The following is a 614-nucleotide window of genomic DNA, read 5'->3' on the forward strand; positions in this document are numbered from 1 at the left end:
CATGACGCGCGCCCCACGCCGGCGCCATCGCCGCACAGGACACCCTGCGCACCGGCATCGCGGTGCTGGCGCTGCTGGTGGTGGGATCGGGTGCCTGGCTGGGCTGGATGCTGCTGCGCGGCCTGCGCCAGGTGCGGCGCCTGGAAGGTGCGCTGGCGCAGGCCCAGGGCGACACCGTGCCGCACCTGGAGCGCACCGGCATCCGCGAGCTGGACCGCATCGTCGACGGCTTCAACGCGTTCGGCACCCGCCTGGAAGACGCCCGGGCACGGCTGAAGGAGGCCCTGGCCCAGCGCCACCGCGACCTGCGCCTGACCGCCCTGGGCCGCATGACGGCCTCGGTCGCGCACGAGATCCGCAATCCCATCGCCGCCATGCGCCTGAAGGCGGACAACGCCCTGGCCGCGCCGCCGGCCCGCCATGCCGACGCGCTGGCGTCCATCGTCACGCAGATCGACCGTTTGGAGGGCCTGGTGCAAAGCCTGCTCTCGCTGGTGCAGCCGCTCAACCTCCACCCCCGCACCGTGCCGCTCGGCCCCTGGCTGCAGGAACGGCTGGACACCGCCCGCCCAGCGGCCCAGGCCCGCGGCGTGCGGCTGGCGCTGCGCGGCGAG

At 75.1% G+C, this 614-nt stretch carries 1 protein-coding gene; it reads left to right on the forward strand.

The genetic code is table 11. The features are described 5' to 3' along the window. Positions 1-62: 62 nt before the first annotated feature. Positions 63-614, forward strand: a 552-nt coding sequence (locus AC27KI_RS26825) for a histidine kinase dimerization/phospho-acceptor domain-containing protein (protein WP_487116948.1), incomplete at its 3' end; no start/stop codon positions are given.

The organism is Acidovorax sp. KPB24-03 (assembly GCF_057546605.1).